General features: G+C 58.7%; 19 protein-coding genes. 10 read left to right on the forward strand and 9 right to left on the reverse strand.

Annotated elements, in window-relative coordinates:
• Positions 1-45 precede the first annotated feature (45 nt).
• Complete coding sequence (locus J2046_RS26610) at positions 46-1245, forward strand: divergent polysaccharide deacetylase family protein (RefSeq protein ID WP_411828558.1); 1200 nt, start codon at positions 46-48, stop codon at positions 1243-1245.
• 16 nt (positions 1246-1261) lie between these two features.
• A complete protein-coding gene (locus tag J2046_RS26615; RefSeq protein ID WP_210056979.1) occupies positions 1262-1798 on the forward strand; it encodes an RNA pyrophosphohydrolase in 537 nt (178 codons plus the stop codon).
• Positions 1799-2121: 323 nt separating this feature from the next.
• On the opposite strand, the gene bfr is transcribed toward J2046_RS26615, so the two are convergent.
• The 5 genes from bfr to J2046_RS26640 form a co-directional block, all read right to left on the reverse strand.
• Positions 2122-2607, reverse strand: coding sequence for a bacterioferritin (bfr, locus tag J2046_RS26620; RefSeq protein WP_210056981.1), 486 nt, complete (start codon positions 2605-2607; stop codon positions 2122-2124).
• A complete protein-coding gene (locus J2046_RS33960) occupies positions 2573-3001 on the reverse strand; it encodes a (2Fe-2S)-binding protein (RefSeq protein ID WP_411828559.1) in 429 nt (142 codons plus the stop codon). Before J2046_RS33960 ends, bfr begins: the two co-directional genes overlap by 35 nt.
• An 85-nt stretch (positions 3002-3086) precedes the next feature.
• Positions 3087-6512, reverse strand: coding sequence for an error-prone DNA polymerase (locus tag J2046_RS26630; protein ID WP_210056983.1), 3426 nt, complete (start codon positions 6510-6512; stop codon positions 3087-3089).
• Positions 6509-7927 (reverse strand): Y-family DNA polymerase, encoded by a 1419-nt coding sequence (locus J2046_RS26635; protein ID WP_210057133.1) that lies wholly within the window; start codon positions 7925-7927, stop codon positions 6509-6511. The genes J2046_RS26630 and J2046_RS26635 overlap by 4 nt, the downstream gene beginning before the upstream one ends.
• A gap of 40 nt (positions 7928-7967) precedes the next feature.
• Entirely contained in the window at positions 7968-8906 is a 939-nt protein-coding gene (locus tag J2046_RS26640; protein ID WP_210056985.1) for an ImuA family protein, read from the reverse strand.
• A gap of 172 nt (positions 8907-9078) precedes the next feature.
• On the opposite strand from J2046_RS26640, the gene J2046_RS26645 reads away from it, so the two are divergent.
• On the forward strand, positions 9079-9516 hold the full coding sequence (locus J2046_RS26645) for a metallopeptidase family protein (RefSeq protein ID WP_210056987.1): 438 nt from the start codon (positions 9079-9081) through the stop codon (positions 9514-9516).
• Between the two features lie 18 nt (positions 9517-9534).
• On the opposite strand, the gene J2046_RS26650 is transcribed toward J2046_RS26645, so the two are convergent.
• Both J2046_RS26650 and J2046_RS26655 read right to left on the reverse strand, forming a co-directional pair.
• Complete coding sequence (locus J2046_RS26650; protein ID WP_210056989.1) at positions 9535-9741, reverse strand: DUF1737 domain-containing protein; 207 nt, start codon at positions 9739-9741, stop codon at positions 9535-9537.
• Positions 9738-10640, reverse strand: a complete 903-nt coding sequence (locus J2046_RS26655; protein ID WP_210056990.1) for an HpcH/HpaI aldolase/citrate lyase family protein — start codon at positions 10638-10640, stop codon at positions 9738-9740. The genes J2046_RS26650 and J2046_RS26655 overlap by 4 nt, the downstream gene beginning before the upstream one ends.
• 108 nt (positions 10641-10748) lie before the next feature.
• Between J2046_RS26655 and J2046_RS26660 the strand changes: the two genes are divergently transcribed.
• From J2046_RS26660 to J2046_RS26690, 7 genes are all read left to right on the forward strand, one after another.
• Complete coding sequence (locus J2046_RS26660) at positions 10749-10976, forward strand: hypothetical protein (RefSeq protein WP_037154090.1); 228 nt, start codon at positions 10749-10751, stop codon at positions 10974-10976.
• 130 nt (positions 10977-11106) lie between these two features.
• The gene (gene leuD, locus J2046_RS26665; RefSeq protein WP_210056991.1) at positions 11107-11712 is read left to right on the forward strand and encodes a 3-isopropylmalate dehydratase small subunit; all 606 of its coding nucleotides are present in this window, start codon (positions 11107-11109) and stop codon (positions 11710-11712) included.
• Between the two features lie 17 nt (positions 11713-11729).
• On the forward strand, positions 11730-12119 hold the full coding sequence (locus J2046_RS26670; RefSeq protein WP_210056992.1) for a RidA family protein: 390 nt from the start codon (positions 11730-11732) through the stop codon (positions 12117-12119).
• Between the two features lie 116 nt (positions 12120-12235).
• Positions 12236-13345 carry a 3-isopropylmalate dehydrogenase gene (leuB, locus tag J2046_RS26675; RefSeq protein ID WP_210056993.1) on the forward strand — a complete coding sequence of 370 codons (1110 nt, stop codon included), beginning with the start codon at positions 12236-12238 and terminating at the stop codon, positions 13343-13345.
• A 210-nt stretch (positions 13346-13555) separates the two neighbouring features.
• Positions 13556-14290, forward strand: coding sequence for a phosphatase PAP2 family protein (locus tag J2046_RS26680; protein WP_325169792.1), 735 nt, complete (start codon positions 13556-13558; stop codon positions 14288-14290).
• 313 nt (positions 14291-14603) lie between these two features.
• Positions 14604-15638: an aspartate-semialdehyde dehydrogenase gene (locus J2046_RS26685; protein ID WP_210056995.1), complete on the forward strand. Its 1035-nt coding sequence runs from the start codon at positions 14604-14606 to the stop codon at positions 15636-15638.
• A 195-nt stretch (positions 15639-15833) separates the two neighbouring features.
• Entirely contained in the window at positions 15834-16661 is an 828-nt protein-coding gene (locus tag J2046_RS26690) for a lytic murein transglycosylase (RefSeq protein ID WP_210056996.1), read from the forward strand.
• A gap of 3 nt (positions 16662-16664) precedes the next feature.
• On the opposite strand, the gene J2046_RS26695 is transcribed toward J2046_RS26690, so the two are convergent.
• Both J2046_RS26695 and pdxY read right to left on the reverse strand, forming a co-directional pair.
• On the reverse strand, positions 16665-17339 hold the full coding sequence (locus J2046_RS26695; RefSeq protein WP_210056998.1) for a carbonic anhydrase: 675 nt from the start codon (positions 17337-17339) through the stop codon (positions 16665-16667).
• Positions 17340-17407: 68 nt separating this feature from the next.
• On the reverse strand, positions 17408-18277 hold the full coding sequence (pdxY, locus tag J2046_RS26700; protein ID WP_210057000.1) for a pyridoxal kinase PdxY: 870 nt from the start codon (positions 18275-18277) through the stop codon (positions 17408-17410).
• Between the last annotated feature and the right edge of the window lie 144 nt (positions 18278-18421).

An 18421-nucleotide genomic window follows, 5' to 3' on the forward strand; every position in this document is an offset into this window, starting at 1 on the left:
CGCTGGCCGGTTCTGCTTATCTGCAGGCACGATACAGGACCGAAATTGGGCAGCGATCTCCACGCACCGCTGGGACAAGGCCGGCCGGCCGCACGGCGACGGGTTAGAAGATTTTCTCCCGCGGCCGTTCTCGCCTCCCTGGCCGTCGCAGGCATTCTTGGCCTTTCGATTTATGCTATGCGAGGTGACGACGCTCTGAGACGGGTCGCGTCCAATGATCCGCCGGCATCCGAACCCGACCAGGCTCAGCCTCTCGGAAGGAACGATCAGAACTCCGCTGGGCAGCAACCTGCGGGCATGCCTCGCTCCAATCCGACTTCCGGTGCGAATATCGAGCGGACGCTGACGGACGACGGCATGGTCGTGACAAAATACACGCCGCGATCCCGCGACAATGGCGGCCCGGTCCTCATCGAAACCCAAAGAATTGGCCAGGACCCGCGCATGGCCGCCCAGCCCAATGAAGCACTGCTCGAAGACTCGCCCTATGGCCGGTTGCCGATCACCGGCCCGGACGGATTGCGGCCGATGGACCAGTATGCTCGGCCATGGTCTGGTGCACGTGGAACCCGGATCGCGATCGTCGTGGGCGGGCTTGGCCTCAGCCAGACGGGCACGCAGAGGGCGATCAAGGAATTGCCCCCGACGATAACCTTTGCCTTCGCTGCGAGCGGCAACAGCCTCCAGCGCTGGATGCAGGAGGCTCGCCGCAGCGGCCACGAAATCCTGGTACAGGTGCCACTGGAGCCATTCGACTATCCGGCAAACGATCCAGGTCCTGACACATTGCTGACCAGGACTTCCGTAAAAGAAAATCTCAACCGGCTGCATGAAGCCATGGGCAGGATCACGAACTACACGGGCATCATGAACTATCTTGGTGGCCGTTATCTTGCCGATGCGGATGCGCTGGAGCCGATCCTGCGCGATGTTTCGCAACGCGGCCTGCTGTTTCTCGACGACGGTACGTCTGCCCAATCCAAGACGGCGGTTATCGCCAAGGCGATCGAACTACCGCACGCTTTCGGCGATCTGACCCTCGACGGCCAGCTGCAGGTGGATGCAATTCTCAAGAAGTTGGATGAGTTGGAGCGCATCGCCGGCCGCAGGGGCACGGCTGTTGGCGTCGCTTCTGCTTTCGATGAGAGCATTGATGCGATAAGGCAGTGGAGCGAGAGGACTTCGCAACGCGGGATCGAGATCGTCGGGGTTTCAGCACTCGCAGGCCAAAGCGTCGAGCCATGATGGAACGGAGTCGTGCATGAGCAAGAAGGACAAACGCCTGGTTCGCGCCGAAGACCTGCCTTATCGACCCTGCGTCGGCATCATGGTGCTGAATCGCGATGGCCTCGTTTGGGCCGGACGACGCGTCAGCGAAGGCAACAGCGAATACGACGGTTCGCCGCAGCTTTGGCAAATGCCGCAGGGCGGCATCGACAGGGGCGAGGATCCGCTTCCTGCCGCTTATCGCGAGCTTTACGAGGAAACTGGTATCCGGACCGTCAGGCTGCTCGCAGAGGCGCGCGATTGGATCAACTATGACTTGCCACCGCATCTCATAGGTATCGGATTGAAGGGCAAATATCGCGGCCAGACGCAACGCTGGTTCGCCTTCCGCTTCGACGGCGACGAAAGTGAAATTGCCATCAACCCGCCGCCAGGCGGCCATGAACCGGAATTCGACGCGTGGGAATGGAAGCCGATGACCGATCTGCCCGGCCTGATCGTACCGTTCAAGCGCGCCGTTTATGATCAGGTCGTCGCGGAGTTCGCGCATCTGGCCAAAGCTGCGGCCTGAATCTAACCTTGAGTTTGCTGCTTTCGATGCACGGCGAAGGCGGCAGGACCGATGGGTTGCTCCATAAAAGCGTCCAGCTCTCCCACAGCTTTCTTCTCGAAGCTCGGGGTGGCGGACATGGCTCGCACTTAAAGCCGCACAGGAAGCCCTCGGCGTGGTTCAGGATGGTGCGGGATGTCCGTTCGCCAAGACGGTTACTTGCCAGCGTTTTGCAATATCGAACCGACCGGAAACTCCATCGACCGGCGCCGCGACGCGTTCATAGCCGTCGGAACAGTCCCGCTGCACAAAAACGCACCGGGCCTTTTATCCAGGATGCCGGTTTATTCGGCCTCGTTGGCAGATTCCGCGTTGAGCAGACCATAACGCTCCTCGCCGATCTTCGCCAGCAGATCGAGCTGGGTTTCAAGGAAGTCGATATGGCCTTCCTCATCAGCCAGAAGCTCTTCGAAGAGTTTCATCGAAACATAGTCGCCGGCGCCATGACAGATATCGCGGGAGGCTTTGTAAGCCGTGCGGGCGTCATATTCGCCCGCAAGGTCGGCTTCAAGAACTTCCTTGACGCTCTGGCCGATCCGTAGCGGCGCCACTGTCTGGAGATTGGGATGGCCTTCAAGGAAGATGATGCGCGCGATCAGCTTATCAGCATGGTGCATCTCTTCGATGGACTCGGCCCGCTCCTTCTTCGCAAGCTTTGTATAGCCCCAATCTTCGAGAAGGCGGTAATGCAGCCAATATTGGTTGACCGCACCAAGTTCGAGAAAAAGTGCCTCGTTAAGCCGCTCGATGACCTTTGAGTCGCCTTTCAATGTCCGCTCTCCTGTTCTCTTCATGGAATTGTTTCAAGCGGGACATATATACAACGACCTCGGCTTCCGTCGAGTGGTGCTCGGCGTGATATTCCTCGGTTGTACGGATGATGAGGTCGACAACGTTCGGGAAGCAGCCGCAGCAACGGCCGCGCTTACCCATGGCGTGGTACACTTTAGCCGGAACGATCAGCTGCCAACAATCTTCGTTAAGGAGCTCGATGATAACGTCCCTGATTTCCCTGTCGGTGATGTAATTGCAACTGCAAACCAGCATTTCTCGGTCGACCTGCGAAACATGACCTATAACATCCTCTTTTTGCGAAAGCGGACATGCGATGTCAAGAAAAAATCGGGTATCTGCGTTATTTCTTAAAGAAGCCTGCCATTCCATGACGTGAATCAAAAATGCGATGCGGCCTTCTTTCTGCCGACCTTTCGAGAAGTAACGGATCGAAATCGGAAGCATCGTTTCACACTCAGTGAAAGTTCCGCCCCTTGGGCATGACGCTACCCGGTTCGGTCGAACAGAGCGGCGGTGCGGCAGCAGCTGCTTTCTCCTCCATACCGTTGGATCGCCTTTTCCGGCGATGATTGCCGCTGGAATGCAATACCTCATCTGATCGGGACGATGATATCTCGGGCCGGCGCCCTTCCTTCTGCAGAAGGCCAAGCATGGGAGTGATGTCCTCTATATGTTCGACCACCGTATGAATAACGCCGCTCTCGCTTTGCAGCTTCCCCCGGATTTTCACGAGCCGCGCGCCCATGACGACCGATCGGAAACGCTCAAAAGTTTTAGGCCAGACGATCGCATTGGCGACACCGGTCTCGTCTTCCAATGTCATGAAGATCACGCCACTGGCAGAACCCGGACGTTGCCGCACCAGCACGATCCCTCCGATCGTGACTCTTCGCCCGTTCGGGACGTCCAGAAGATCGACACTTCGGGCGATTCCCATCGTCCTGAACTCTTCACGAAGGAAGGAGACCGGATGCGCCTTCAGTGACAGGGAAAGGTACCGATAGTCTTCGATCACCTCCTCGCCCGGCAGCATTGTCGGAATTCTGATCTTCGGTTCAGGCCTGAGATCCGCACAGCCCGCCGCATCGAACAAAGATAACCTCTCGGTCGTATTTTTCACGTCAAGTCCCCGCACGGCCCAGAGGGCCTCACGACGCGTAAGCCCGAGAGAGGTGAAAGCATCGGCGTCCGCAAGCCGTTCGATGGCCGACCTATCGAGCCCGGACCGAAGCCAGAGATCATGAACAGATGTGTAGCCGCCTCCTCGATTGGCGATGAACTTCTTGATCATGTCATCTTCGGACAGGCCCTTGACCTGACGAAAACCTAGTCGCACGGCATATCTTGTCTTGATGACATCGCGCATGGACTCATGACGCTTGTCGATCGCATTCCTGTCAAAGACGGCATCTTCCAGAGTGCAATCCCATTCGGACTTATTCACATCGACAGGAAGGGTCTGGATGCCGTGCTCCCGCGCATCACGGATCAGCTGCGCCGGCGCATAGAACCCCATGGGCTGCGAATTCAGCATCGCCGCACAGAAAACATCCGGATAGTAAGCCTTGATCCAGGACGACACGTAGACAAGCAGGGCGAAGGAAGCGGCATGGCTCTCCGGAAAACCGTATTCCGCAAATCCCTGGATCTGACTAAAGCAGCTTTCCGCGAATTCTTTTGAATACTCGTTTTCCAGCATGCCATTGATGAAGTCTCGCCTGAATTCCTCCACTCGTCCCGATCGCTTGAATGTTGCCATCGAGCGACGCAGCTTGTCGGCTTTTTCGGCAGGGAAGCGCGCGGCCGTGATAGCGATCTGCATCGCTTGCTCCTGAAAGAGCGGTACGCCGAGGGTCCTTTTCAGAACTTCTTTAAGCTCAGCGCTCGGATATTCTACCGGCCGGCCGTTTCGCTCATCCTCTCGCCGCTTCAAATACGGGTGGACCATGTTCCCCTGAATGGGGCCTGGCCGGACGATCGCCACCTCCACGACGAGATCATAGAATTTCCGGGGTCTGAGCCGCGGCAGCATGCTCATCTGCGCCCGGCTCTCGATCTGGAAAACGCCGACCGTATCGGCCCGGCAGATCATATCATAGACGGCATCCTCAGGCTTCTGCTGCAACCCCGCCAGGGTTTCATCAACCTGGTAATGAACCCGCATGAGGTCGAATGCCTTCTTGAGACAGGTCAGCATGCCGAGGGCGAGCACATCGATCTTCAGGAGCTTCAATGTGTCGAGATCATCCTTGTCCCATTCCACCATATAGCGCCCCGGCATGGCCGTCCTCATGATCGGGACGACCTCATCGAGCCGGTCGCGCGTGATGAGGAATCCGCCGACATGCTGGGTGAGATGCCGCGGAAAGCCCAGAAGCTCCTTCGCATGAGCCAGGACTTTCTGCGTCGTGAGGTCTTTCACGTCGAGTCCAGCCGCCTTCACATCCCGTTCCGAAAGCCCGTCCTCCGACCAGCCCCAGACCAGACTGGAAAGTGCGGCCTGGACGTCTTCCGAAAGCCCGAAAGCCTTGGCCACTTCGCGACCGGCCATACGGGTCCGATAGCTTGTGACTGCCGCCGTGAGGCCCGCGTGACGAAAACCATAATGGTGATAGATGTATTGAATGACCTCTTCTCGCCGACCGTGTTCGAAGTCGACATCGATATCCGGCGGTTCATTCCGCTCCGTCGAAATGAACCGTTCGAAAAGCAGGGTCGTGAATGTCGGATCGACCTCGGTGATACCGAGACAAAAGCAGACGGTGGAATTGGCGGCCGATCCCCGCCCCTGGCACAGGATTTTCAACTCATACCGGGCATGCCAGACGATATGGCGCACCGTCAGGAAGTAAGGCTCGTATTGCATCTCCTTGATGAGACCGAGTTCGTACCTGATCTGATCCGTTACATTGTCCGGAATTTTATCCGGATATCGACGTCTGGCCCCTTCCCAGGTCAGCCGCTCCAGGGTTTCCGATACCGTCTCGCCCGGTACGCTCTCGTCCGGATAATTATGGCTGAGCTCATCCAGCGAGAATTGCAGTTGCTTAGAAAACCTCTGAGTGTTGGCGATCGCATCCGGATATTTGGCGAAAAGCCGCGCCATCTCAGCGGAATGCTTGATGTGCCGCTCTCCATTAGGGGCAAGACGAAAGCCGGCTTCCTGGACCGTCACATGCTCGCGGATGGCCGTCACGACATCCGATAGCGAGCGCCGATAGGGGAGACTGTAGAGAGGCAGGTTGGTTGCGATTAACGGCAAGTGACATTGCGAAGCGATCTGCGCAAAGGTGGTGAAAACGAACGCATCACGCCCATCATAGGTCGGCGACAAGGCGAGATAGATATTCTTTTCGAATTTCTCCCGATAAGAGCTCAGCTGCTTACCCAGCTTCGCTAGGTACCGAGCATCTTCCGCGCGGGTGAAATCCGGCACGACAGCAAGCATCATCTCGCCGCACCATTCCAGAAAATCCCATTCCTCCAGGATGCAGGAACCCTTTTCCGTCCTGAGGTTCCCCCGGCTCAGCAGGCGGCATAGGTTGGCCCAGCCCTTCCGATTCCGCGGATAGGCCAGAACGTCCGGCGTGTGGTCTGAAAAGACGAGACGTGCTCCCGGGTGAACGGTGCAAGGCTCAATGGCCTCTTCCTCATCCTCCCTCTTACCCTGCTCCTGCTGACGCTTGTACGTCTCCTTCATATCCCGGATCTGGTTATGCGCCCGCACCACACCGGCAACCGAATTCCGGTCGGCAATGCCGAGGCCGGAAAGGCCAAGAAGGCTTGCTGTCAACACCATTTCTTCAGGGCGTGCAGCCCCCTCCAGGAAGGAGAAGTTGGTCTTGGCGCCGATCTCGAAAAAAACGGGGGTATTCTTCATGCGAAAATCCCATGGACGCGCCAGCTTGGCGCTGTTTTTCCGTCGTAATGGCCTTCGCGAAAAATCCAGAAACGTCGACCTGCATCGCTTTCCAGGCGAAAATAATCACGTTCCTCCGCCTCCTTGGGATCTATCCACCATTCCGGGGAAATCCGTTCAGGACCTTCGGCCCGAACGACCCGATGGACGATCCGGCGCCAGCGAAACCGCTGGGGCGGGCCATCCGGTACCGTTGCGGCAAAGGCATCTATCGGCTCCGGATGGTGGAAAAGTCGCAATGGCCGATCAGATCTGGGCGCAAAGGCTAAATCTTCATCCCCTTTCTTCTGCGCGCTTCCCGCTGTCATCGCCGGCACAAAAACTCTCGCCCGTTCCGGCATATGGCTTTGCCGCAGTTCCGCAAACTGTAGACAATCCGCCCCCAAACGCGCCGAAACTCGATCGACAAAATCCGCAAGTGCGATTTCACTTTCTCCGTCGCCGATGAAATCGCCTTGCGCGGTCCCAAAAGTGTCGTGCTGCAGCACATTGAGGCGCAGGAGTTCGAAACCGAAGCCCGCATCGAGATCGTCGTGGGCGGCGTTCAGACGCTCGGAAAATAGGGACGAGATACGTTCCGGATCGCGTAGCGGCTGCGAAGCCCCGGCAGCGATGCGGAACACCCGGCCATCGATGCGGAAAAGCACCAGTTCGAAAACTCGCCCGCCAATTCCGCGAGATTCCAGTCCCGGTCGAAGAGACGTCGCGATCTGCCCGGTCAGTTGCAGGATATGTTCCTCCGCCTGAATCGGTTCGGCGAGCCGCCGCTCGGCAGAAAGAGCCGCGATAGGCCGCCGGGGGGAAATTGCTTCCTCATTCGCTCCAAGCGCTTGATCCAGCCGAAGAAGCAATTGCGTGCCGAAACGACGGGCAAGCGGCGCACGCGGCATGGGAAAAAGATCACCGACCCGTTTCAGCCCGAGCTTATGCAGTGAGACGGTCATGGCGTCGTCTATGCGCAAGGCATTGACCGGCAACGGGGCCAGCACCTCTTTCATCGTTTCGTCATCAATTACGCCACCGCGTCCGAAACGACAGGCCGCCCAGGAGAGACCGGGGGACGAAGAAATCGCTCCTTTGACATCGAACCCCATATGAAAAAGCCGCTTAAGAATATCCCTTAACAAGGCCTCTTCACCCCCAAAGAGATGCACACAACCGGTAATGTCCAGAAGGAGGCCCTCGCGGCCATCAAGTGCCACGAGTGGAGTATAACGGTCGCACCAGTCGGCGATGGCTTCGAGCAGCACCTGGTCGGCTTCCCCATCCTCATCCATCACGTCAATCTTCGGAAACATGGCGCGCGCTTCCGCGAGGCCCTGTCCTCGTTTCAAACCGAGCCGTTCGGAAACTTCATCGAGTGCAGTAAGCCGCATGGCATTGTCACGCCGCCCGGCACAGAGGATCGGCGGATGGTCAGGACGCCCTCTCGTTCGCCACGACAGGCCCCAGAACTGGCGAGCGATCCTGTCGGTCGGCAGATGCGGGAAGACCAGCGCCAGGATGCGTTGACGGGTTACGGAAAGAGGAAGTTTCTCCTGTTTCACGGTCGAGCGAAAATTGACGGCCACGGGGATTCCACTCCAGAAAGAAGGAGAGCGGAGCCGGATTGCGGCTCTTCTCCAGGGTCAGTTGGAAAACGGGATGGCCGATGCTGCCGCCAAGCATAGATCCATCCGGAAGGCGCCGCCCGGAGGCTCGCGCTGGTTTGACAAGGAAACGGAAAAAAGCACTGCTCGCTTCTTCCTCGCCCGCATGCCGCAATAGGAAAAGCGGCCGTCCCGCTGCTTTCGCCCGGAGGCCAAGCCGCCGGCTTTCGGTAAGGCCGAAATGCCTCGGGTTGCCCCGGATTTCGAGAATGGTGGCGGACAGGGCACCGCTCGCCACCGCGGTTTCTGCAAGCCATAGTGCATCATCTAGCCTGCGTGGCGACGCATAAAGAATCTCGTGAGGGTCCAGCCCGAATTGCCTGAGGCCAACAGCATAAGGAGCGCCGGCCTCCTGCCTGGAAACGACGTCACCGACCCATAAAACCGGTGCCTCACTTGTTTCCATAGCCTTGAGATAAGCGGCAAGCGCAAGCACAAACCCGCTCGCCGCGCCCGCATCCAGCATCAGCATCGAACGAATTTCCGTGAGGCCGTCAAATGGCAGGCCACCATCCAAAGCAGCGTCCAGAGGCGCTATGCCGAATGGCAGGCGCGGTTGATTGTTCCTGGATTTTTGCGCTTCAGGATCCGCGGCAGCATCTGCCTGCTTCGCCGCAGCCAGGCCGGGCAAGGGTTTTCCCTCCATTCTGGCGATCTGTTCGCGCAGGGCAAAAAGCGTTTCCCGCGCCGTGGCGTTCTCGGCCATGGCGTCAGCTCCCATCATAAATGTTCACTTTATGTTCTTATGGATTCCAGAGGCCGTCGAAAGAGTCAACAACCAAATGGCAGGAATCTTTTCCTCTGGTGGTAGGCCAATGATTCTTCTCTCGAAAAATATCGTCGAAGGCACTATATGGGCCTCATCAGAAGGAGAACTCATGGCCCGTATCGACCAGACCGACGATTGGCGGGATCGCCACGCGCCGACGATCAACTCGTTCGAGTCGCTGGCGATCGAGGCCTATGGTCACTTGCCAGAGGAATTCCGGGCTCTTACCACCAACCTGATCATCGAGATCGAGGATTTTCCGGACGATGAGGTGTTCGAGGATATGGCGCTCGAAACACCCTTCGACCTGCTCGGTCTGTTCGAAGGTCGCGGCATTTCCGAGCGCTTCAACATGGAAACGGGCGAACTGCCGAACCGCATCCGGCTCTATCGCCGGCCGATCCTCGATTACTGGGCCGAAAACGATGAGACGCTGGGCGACATCATCACCCATGTGCTGATCCACGAAATCGGTCATCACTTCGGCTTGAGCGACGCCGACATGGAACGCATCGAGGCCAGCGCCGAAGACGCCGCCCAGCGCTAAGGTCAATCGACAGAGCTTTTATTGCTCGCCAAGTTTCATGTCCGGATCATAATCCTTGCCATGAACGGTCTTGATGACCGCCTGGCCGCACTGCATCTCGCCGGTCGTGGCATTGAAGGCATGGGTCGGGGAACCATGAAGCTCCCAACCCTTGTTCAGCGCAACTGTCACCTTGTGGCAGAAAGAAGAGTCGTCAGGACCGGTGAGGAAGCGGTAGAGTTTCATGAGGATTTCTTTCGTTCGGCAATGATCCGCGTCTTGGCAACAAGCTTTTCAGCCTCCGCCAGATGGAGACGCTCGACCATCTTGCCGTTCAGATTGATGACGTTGAGATGTTGGGCTTCCGGCCGGGAGAAAGCGGCAATCACCGCTTCAGCCTCTTCCACCGCCCGCGGGTCGGGACCGAAATGCCGGTTAGCAGGTTCGATCTGGGCCGGATGGATCAGCATCTTGCCGGAAAAACCCATGGCACGACCTTGGGCGCATTCCGCATCGAAAGCTTCCGCATCCTTGAAATCGTTGAAGACGCTGTCGATCACGTCGATGCCATAAGCCCGTCCGACAAGCACCACCTGCATCAACCAGGGCACGAGGTAGGCACGGCCGGGCTGCGACAGGACACCGGTTCCCTTGCGCAGGTCGTTGAGGCCGACGACGAAACATCGGAGCCGTTCATCCGCCCCGGCAATCGCCGCCGCGTTCAGAACACCTTTCGGCGTCTCGATCATCGCCCATATGGCAAGCTCGTCCGGGGCACCGGTCTCAGACAGGATATCCGCGATCGCTTGCATCTCAGAAACCCGCTCCACCTTGGGAACCAGCACCACTTCTGGCGAGATCTCGACCACGAGATCCATGTCGGCTCTGCCGAACTCGGTTTCGAGAGGGTTGATGCGGATGATAGTTTCCCGATTTCGCAGCGGCCTTTCCCTGAACAATCGGCGCAGATTGTCGCGAGCCTCGATCTTCTTCTCCGGCGCCACGGAATCTTCCAGGTCGAAGATCACCGCATCGCAATCGAGACCATGGACCTTTTCCAATGCCCTTGCATTACCGGCCGGCACGCTCAGGACAGAGCGGCGAAGACGAGCGGGAGCAGAATTGATGTCGGTCAAGGCGGTCATCACGACTTTGTGCCAATCTTTTAAGTCTGCGGCAATACCGTTCCATGCAAGACCTCTTGCAAGAAAGGGCGGAAGGGCCCACATTCTTCGATAAGAAAGGTTTGGACCATGCAAAACATCCGCGCATTCTTTGTCATCGTATCGGCAATTGCCGTGCTTGCCATGGCAGCGCTTCTGACAGCTTCTCTGACTGTTGCCTTTGTCGGCATCCTCGCGGTTCTTTCCCTTGGACGGGCGCTTTCGGCGCGGCTGAAGCCGGTTCCGGTACGCGCGAAGGCCAGCAAGCGCGAAATGCGCGTCTGGAATGACGGCCGCGGCACGATCATCGACCTTTGATCCCTGAAAGCCATAAATAGACCGGTCTCAGCCTCATTGGCGTACCGGTTGAAGGCAAACAGGCCTTCAAATCCACGCAGATTTGCTTTATGGCAGCTTCCGCAGATGTAGTCCCACGTGGAGGCAGATCATGGAAAAGTTCACCAAGCTCACCGGCGTCGCAGCGCCGCTTCCGGTCGTCAATATCGACACGGACATGATCATTCCGAAGGATTACCTCAAGACGATCAAGCGCACCGGTCTCGGTAAGGGTCTTTTCGCGGAAGCCCGTTACAACGAAGACGGCACCGAAAACGCAGATTTTGTGCTCAACAAGCCCGCCTACAGGAATACCAAGATCCTGGTTGCCGGTGACAATTTTGGTTGCGGCTCATCCCGCGAGCATGCCCCTTGGGCGCTTCTCGATTTCGGCATCCGCTGCGTGATTTCGACGAGCTTTGCCGACATCTTCTACAATAACTGTTTCAAGAACGGCATCCTGCCGATCGTCGTCAGCCCGGAAGATCTGGAAAAGCTGATGGACGACGCCGAACGCGGCTCGAATGCGATTCTCTCGGTCGACCTGGAAGCCCAGGAGATCACCGGACCGGATGGCGGTTCGATCCATTTCGATATCGACCCCGGCCGCCGTCACATCATGCTCGAAGGCCTCGACGACATCGCTTCGACGCTGAAGAGCGACGCGGCAATCAGCAGTTTCGAGAACAGGAACCGCGCCGAGCGCCCCTGGCTCTGATTTCCGGAGCGCATCCCATGGTCAAGCGAATTTCCTCCGGATCGCCCTTCGAAGCGCGGATCGGCTATTCGCGTGCCGTGGTGGACCAGGACATGGTCTATGTTTCCGGCACCACCGGCTACGACTATGCGAAGATGGAAATGCCGGATGACGTTTCGCATCAGACGCGAAACGCGCTCGGCACCATCGAAAAGGCTCTGAAGGAGGCCGGCAGCGGCCTGCAGGATATCGTGCGGGTGCGGTATTATCTCACGGACATGGCTGATTACGATGCCGTGGTCGAAGTGCTCGGTGCAACTTTTTCCGAAGTCCGCCCGGCAGCGACCATGGTCATCTGCGGCCTCACGACACCGGAAATGAAGATCGAAATCGAGGTGACGGCCCGCATCGGCGCCGGCAGTTCGTAACCACTTTTCCGGCCTCGTCCTTCGGCAGGCTCGGACGAGGTTCAGCCAGGCGCAGGCAAAAAGCCCCGCGCGGGAGCACGAACGAGCCTGCAAAACCCGCAAGGACATCATCAGATATGGCAAAGAACCTCTTCCTTCTTCCCGGCGACGGCATTGGCCCCGAGGCCATGGGCGAAGTCCGCAAGATCATCGACTATATGAACAGCGCCATGAAAGCCGATTTCGTGCTTGATGAGGGCCTGGTCGGCGGCTGCGCCTACGATGCCCATGGCGCCGCGATCTCCGAAGAGGATATGGCCAAGGCCATGAAGGCGGACGCGGTGCTTTTCGGCGCCGTCGGCGGACCGAAATGGGATCACGTTCCTTATGAAGTGCGCCCGGAAGCGGGCCTGCTACGCCTGCGCAAGGATCTGGAACTCTTCGCCAATCTGCGCCCCGCGATCTGCTATCCGGCGCTTGCCTCCGCTTCTTCGCTGAAACCGGAACTGGTGGAAGGCCTCGACATCCTGATCGTCCGTGAACTCACCGGCGGTGTCTATTTCGGCGAGCCGAAAGAAATCATCGATCTCGGCAACGGCCAGAAGCGCGGCATCGACACGCAGGTCTACGATACCTACGAGATCGAGCGCATCGCCAGCGTCGCCTTCGAGCTTGCCCGCACACGGCAGAACGCCGTCTGCTCAATGGAAAAGCGCAATGTCATGAAGTCGGGCGTGCTCTGGAACCAGGTCGTGACCGAGACACACAAGCGCTCCTATTCCGACGTGAAGCTCGAGCACATGCTGGCGGATGCCGGCGGCATGCAACTCGTGCGCCGGCCGAAGCAGTTCGACGTGATCGTCACGGACAACCTTTTCGGCGACATGCTGTCCGACGTCGCCGCCATGCTGACCGGCTCGCTCGGCATGCTGCCTTCCGCCTCGCTCGGCGCGCCGGATGCCAAAACCGGCAAGCGCAAGGCTCTCTACGAGCCGGTGCATGGCTCCGCGCCCGACATCGCCGGCAAGGGTATCGCCAATCCGATCGCCATGATCGCCTCCTTCGCCATGTGCCTGCGCTACTCCTTCAATATGGTGAAGGAAGCCGACAATCTGGAAAAGGCGATCGCAAACGTACTCGACGAGGGCATCCGTACTGGCGATATCATGGCCGAAGGCTGCCGCAAGGTCGGCACGTCCGAAATGGGCGATGCAATTCTCAAGGAATTCGCGAACCTCTCTGCTTGATCCATTCGCCGGCCCCTTCCATCCTGAGGTGGAAGGGACCGGCCTCAACGACTGGTTTTTACCCTTTCGGCACCCCATATCGGGCACCTGCGAGAAAACAGGAATGAACCTGTCCACGGATAGAGGTTAATGAAGCGGACAATCAAAAAGCTGAGACATCGCCGTTATCGCTATCGTTCAAGCCCGCCTCTGCCCCGCTGGTGGCCTTATGTGCTCATTGTAATAAATCTGGTTCTGATTGCCTTCTTCCTGCTCGATGCCCCGGTTGGCTTCTATGCGGCCCATACGCCCTATATCTTGCGGCCAATCGGCCGGACCATCACGGACTTAGGCAAATCCGGTTGGATCCTCTTTGCAAGCGCCCTCCTGTTCTTCGAAGCCCTCGCCGTCATCCGGCTGGCGCCAACCCTGAAGGCACGTTTCCGGGCCATTCTCGTCAGCCATATGGCGTTTTATGTTTTCGTCTCGGTCGCCGGTTCGGGGCTCCTCGTCAACCTGGCGAAGCGCATCGTCGGACGTGCACGGCCTGGACTTTATGAAGAGTGGACTGCCTACGGCTTAAATCCCTTTTCCGGCGCCCGATTTGAAAGCTTTCCGTCCGGCCATGCCACGACGGTCGGCGCATTCCTGATGGCCATGGCCTTGTTGGCACCACCCTACCGCCTGCTCTTCCTGATCATGGGCCTTTGGCTTGGATTCTCCCGTGTCATCGTTGGCGCTCATTACCCAAGCGACGTGATCGCCGGCCTTTCCTTCGGCGCGTGGTTCTCGGTCACGATGGCGATCGTCTTTGCCCGCCATGGATTGTTTTTCCGGCAGGAGCCCGACGGCTGGCCGGTTTTGCGCCGACCGATCCCTCTGCTGACGCGCCCGAATTGGAAGAGCGCCCCCTTCCCGCCGCGCGGTGTCCCGCCGAAACGGGAAATGGAAGAAACAACGGAATAGACGAAAAGCAGCTTGGGCAAAACGCTTGCTTGACTCATCCCGAAAATCTTCTAAACAGCTTCGCGAACGGGAAAACAACCATATGCGTGCCTGCGAATTCAACATCGCTCACTGTGCACTGCCGGCCGATGACGCCGCGCAGCGGGCATGTTTTTCCGCTTTCTCCAAAACCAAGGCCAAAACGACGACGAAAACCGTCTGACGTCTCAGGCCCGCCGCTCTCTCCCCGGCAAGGCCGGGGACAAGGAAATCCGCGGATGCACCCGCGGCTTCCCCCTCACCGGATCGAGGAGAGACAGAAAGAGAGCACAAAATGGGTTTCAAGATTGCAGTCGCCGGTGCAACCGGCAATGTCGGCAGGGAGATGCTGTCCATCCTCGCGGAACGGGGCTTCCCGGCTGACGAAGTCGTGGCGCTGGCTTCCGCCCGCTCTCAGGGCACGGAAGTCTCCTTCGGCGACAAGACGCTGAAGGTCTCCAATCTCGAGAATTACGATTTCTCCGATACCGACATCTGCCTGATGTCGGCTGGCGGCGACGTCTCCAAGAAGTGGTCGCCGAAGATCGGCGCGCAGGGCTGCGTTGTCATCGATAACTCGTCCGCCTGGCGCTACGACTCCGAAGTGCCGTTGATCGTGCCTGAAGTAAACCCGGATGCGATCGATGGCTTCTCCAGGAAGAACATTATCGCCAACCCCAACTGCTCGACCGCCCAGCTCGTCGTGGCGCTGAAGCCGCTGCATGACTTCGCCAAGATCAAGCGCGTCGTCGTCTCGACCTATCAGTCCGTCTCCGGCGCCGGCAAGGAAGGCATGGACGAGCTCTTCTCCCAGACCCGCGCCGTCTTCGTCGCCGACCCGGTCGAGACGAAGAAGTTCACCAAGCGCATCGCCTTCAACGTCATTCCGCATATCGATGTCTTCATGGAGGACGGATATACGAAGGAGGAATGGAAGGTTCTCGCCGAAACCAAGAAGATGCTCGACCCGAAGATCAAGGTGACCTGCACCGCCGTGCGTGTTCCGGTCTTCATCGGTCATTCGGAAGCGGTCAATATTGAGTTCGAGAACGAGATAACCGCCGACCAGGCCCGCGATATCCTGCGTGAGGCCCCGGGTTGCCTGGTCGTCGACAAGCGCGAGAACGGAGGCTACGTCACGCCCTACGAATGCGCTGGCGAGGATGCGACCTACATTTCCCGCATCCGCGAGGACGCGACAGTTGAAAACGGTCTCAACATCTGGGTTGTTTCCGACAACCTGCGCAAGGGTGCCGCGCTGAATGCCGTGCAGATCGCCGAGTTGCTCGTCAATCGCGGCCTGATCAAGCCTCGCAAGGCCGCCGCCTGATTGGTGATAGCTTTATTAAGCATATTCCGATAGAAACTCCTGCCAGATATGGCGGGAGTTTCTCGTATTCGAGACACTTCACGAACTATTCATGAGCGGGTGAGTTGCTAATATTTGCAACCATCGCCATAAGGCCGATAACATATTCCCGGGCGCTTGCAGCCGAGCGCTCCGGCTTACGACGGGCTAACCGCAATGAAGAAGATTATACTGGCAGGACTGATCGCAACTGGTTTTCTGAGCGTCACTCCGGCCTTGGCCGCACCTCAATGCGGCAACGACTCCTCTGGTTTTGCCCGCTGGGCTGAAGACTTCAAGCGGGTTGCCCCCTCAAGCGGCGTCAACCCGTCCGTCGTCGAAAGGGCGTTCGCCAACATCTCCTACAATCGCGAAACGATCCGCGCCGACCGCGGTCAGAAGAGCTTCAAGCTCTCCTTCGATGAATTCATGCGCAAGCGTGGTGGCGCGACCATCATCTCCCGCGGCAAGAGCATGAGGTCCGGCAATGCCTCACTCTTCGCTTCGATCGAACGCCGGTACGGCGTGCCCGCCGGTCCGCTGATCGCCATCTGGGGCATGGAAACGGGTTTTGGCAGCTTCATGGGCAACCAGCACACCCTGTCAGCGGTCGCCACGCTCGCCTATGACTGCCGCCGCTCTGCCTATTTCACTGAGCAGCTTTATGCCGCTCTCCAACTCGTCGCCCGCGGCGATCTGAGCATTTCTGCCCGCGGCGCCGCTCATGGAGAAATCGGGCAGACCCAGTTCCTGCCGTTGAACGTCGTCCGTTACGGCGCCGACGGTGACGGCGACGGCCGTATCGACATGGTCCGCTCGCGCGCCGACGCGCTTGCTTCAACCGCCAACTTCCTGCGCGGTCATGGCTGGAGGGCAGGTGTCGGATACCAACCGGGGGAACCGAATTTCGCCGCCATCCAGGGCTGGAATGCCGCCTCGGTCTATCAGCGGGCGATCGCCTATATCGGCGGCCAGATCGACGGCCTGCAGACGAGCTCCCGCTAAGATTCAGGCCGAGGCTTGCTCGGCCTCGATCGGCGGTTCGTCGAGATCGGGGCGGACAAAATCGCCCTTACTGTTCATCACCCATAATTCCCCGGTGGAAATATCGAACCAGGCACCATGAATGCTGAGTCCGCCTTCTTCTCCGCGATTCTTCACGAAAGGGAATGTCTGCAGATTGGCGATGGAATTGCGGATCGAGACCCGTTCCAGCGCCGTCTGGCGTTCGGCCTGGGTCATGAACGCGTTATTCTGGATCCGTTCAGCCGCGGGCCGCACGAGGCCCATCCACTTGCCGATGAAATCGCCCGGCGACAGCGGCTCGGCCGAAGGATCGAGCGCCGCCTGGATGCCACCGCAGCGGCCGTGGCCCATGACCAGGATGTTGCGGATCTTCAGCACCTGGACTGCATATTCAAGCGCAGCCGACGTCGCGTGGTACTGCTGGTCCGGCTCGTAGGGCGGCACCATGTTGGCGACGTTGCGCACGACGAAGAGTTCGCCGGGACCACAATCGAAGATGGTCTCCGGAGCAGAACGTGAATCGCAACAGGCGATGACAAGGGTGTGGGGGTTCTGCCCGGTCTCCGCCAATGCCCGGTAGCGATCGCGTTCGTCGCTATAGCGCCCGTTCATGAAGTTGCGATAGCCCGCCAGAAGTCTGTCTGGAAAGTCCGTCATGTACCAAGGATTATAGTGCCGCTCGCCGAAGATCAACGGCCATTCTACAATTGCGAGACTGGCCGGGCTTATCGCTTCACCTGTTGCAATGGATGCACGAGCCGGCGCATTTGCACCATGGCCATGGGCGAGGAAAGGCTCGACGCATCCGTTTCGAGCGTCAGCTCGTCGCCGCCGCGCTTGGCCGTTCGAGCGAGAATCTCGAAAACGCTGGCGGTGGCAAGCTGCAGCGCTTTTTCCTCATCCATGCCTGCAAGGATTCGCCCCAAGAAAAGTGCGCTCATGAGATCACCGAGACCGTTCGGCGGATTGTCGATCAGTCGGTGCTCAGCAAGCAGCGCATGTTTTCCGGTGAGATAGAGGTTTCCCGTCCCGCCCGCCATCATCGGCACGGCCGACGTCACCAGGATGCGAGGCGGTCCGAGGGCGACTGCCGCATCCATGATCGCGTTGTTGGTTTCAAGCGGCGCACCGGAAAGCCAGGCCAGCTCATAGCGGTTCGGGGTCGCGATTGTCGCGAGCGGGATGAGCTCGTCGCGGATCGCTTCCGCCGTCGGCTGCGGGATATAGAGTCCACCGAGATCACCCATGACCGGATCGCAGACATAGAGAAGGTCGGGATTTCTCTCCTTCAGCGCGCGGATGAGCCGCGCAACCGAGCGCGGTTGGGCCGCATTGCCGAAATAGCCGGTCAGCACCGCCTTCACCTCGCCGAGCCATGGCGCGCGGATGAGATCGCCTATAGCCTTGTCGAAGTCTGATTCGGGAAAGGTCAGCCGCGTGGAAGGCCCGTGACCCGGATGCCAGGGGAGGACGATGGTCGGCATGGCCCAAACTGGAAAACCGAGGGTTTCCAATGCGAAGACCGCGGCTCTGTTGCCGACCGAGCCCCGCACGACATGGCTGGAGATGACGATGACGGCATTGCTGGTATCCATGGGTCTGATTTCCCGCTTCGAGGCCCTGTTGATGGTTTCTTCGGCCGGTTATGTCAACAAGGCTTCACGGAAGAATGGAAGGTCTGTTGCGCACTGACATGGATCGGCCACGTTGCCGCATGATGACATGAGATGAATTTATTC

The organism is Neorhizobium petrolearium (assembly GCF_017873175.1).
GTDB classification, from domain to species: domain Bacteria; phylum Pseudomonadota; class Alphaproteobacteria; order Rhizobiales; family Rhizobiaceae; genus Neorhizobium; species Neorhizobium petrolearium.

Coding starts and splice junctions, on each gene's coding strand:
- leuD (WP_210056991.1), top strand. CDS start 11,107: ATGGAAAAGTTCACCAAGCTCACCGGCGTCGCAGCGCCGCTTCCGGTC.
- J2046_RS26630 (WP_210056983.1), bottom strand. CDS start 6,512: ATGAAGAATACCCCCGTTTTTTTCGAGATCGGCGCCAAGACCAACTTC.
- J2046_RS26640 (WP_210056985.1), bottom strand. CDS start 8,906: ATGGCCGAGAACGCCACGGCGCGGGAAACGCTTTTTGCCCTGCGCGAA.
- leuB (WP_210056993.1), top strand. CDS start 12,236: ATGGCAAAGAACCTCTTCCTTCTTCCCGGCGACGGCATTGGCCCCGAG.
- J2046_RS26655 (WP_210056990.1), bottom strand. CDS start 10,640: ATGACCGCCTTGACCGACATCAATTCTGCTCCCGCTCGTCTTCGCCGC.
- J2046_RS26685 (WP_210056995.1), top strand. CDS start 14,604: ATGGGTTTCAAGATTGCAGTCGCCGGTGCAACCGGCAATGTCGGCAGG.
- J2046_RS26645 (WP_210056987.1), top strand. CDS start 9,079: ATGGCCCGTATCGACCAGACCGACGATTGGCGGGATCGCCACGCGCCG.
- pdxY (WP_210057000.1), bottom strand. CDS start 18,277: ATGGATACCAGCAATGCCGTCATCGTCATCTCCAGCCATGTCGTGCGG.
- J2046_RS26660 (WP_037154090.1), top strand. CDS start 10,749: ATGCAAAACATCCGCGCATTCTTTGTCATCGTATCGGCAATTGCCGTG.
- J2046_RS26695 (WP_210056998.1), bottom strand. CDS start 17,339: ATGACGGACTTTCCAGACAGACTTCTGGCGGGCTATCGCAACTTCATG.
- J2046_RS26670 (WP_210056992.1), top strand. CDS start 11,730: ATGGTCAAGCGAATTTCCTCCGGATCGCCCTTCGAAGCGCGGATCGGC.
- J2046_RS26650 (WP_210056989.1), bottom strand. CDS start 9,741: ATGAAACTCTACCGCTTCCTCACCGGTCCTGACGACTCTTCTTTCTGC.
- J2046_RS26690 (WP_210056996.1), top strand. CDS start 15,834: ATGAAGAAGATTATACTGGCAGGACTGATCGCAACTGGTTTTCTGAGC.
- J2046_RS33960 (WP_411828559.1), bottom strand. CDS start 3,001: ATGGAATGGCAGGCTTCTTTAAGAAATAACGCAGATACCCGATTTTTT.
- J2046_RS26635 (WP_210057133.1), bottom strand. CDS start 7,927: ATGCGGCTTACTGCACTCGATGAAGTTTCCGAACGGCTCGGTTTGAAA.
- J2046_RS26615 (WP_210056979.1), top strand. CDS start 1,262: ATGAGCAAGAAGGACAAACGCCTGGTTCGCGCCGAAGACCTGCCTTAT.